General features: G+C 48.5%; 1 protein-coding gene. It reads left to right on the top strand.

Features of this window, described 5'->3' with window-relative positions:
- On the top strand, positions 1 to 266 hold a 266-nt coding region (locus A3762_RS05320), incomplete at both ends, for a hypothetical protein (protein WP_156493259.1).

Raw genomic sequence — 266 nt, forward strand, 5'->3', positions numbered from 1 at the left:
TTCATCCCACCCTGATCACACTCATGGCCCAAACTGTGGACATACTGCGATTCGTCATGGCGATCATATCGACTATATTCATGACGGGCATCTACACCACCCTCATGAAGATCACTACGATGAACATACCATCGAGGTTAGTGACGCTAATCCAGATGGGTGTAAGCCTTTACACTCCTGCGGAGATCATGTTCATGGTCCAGGTTGTGGCCACGAAGCGGTGCCTCATGGAGATCACATAGATTATTTAGTGGATGGCAGGTTAC

The organism is Oleiphilus sp. HI0125 (assembly GCF_001635355.1).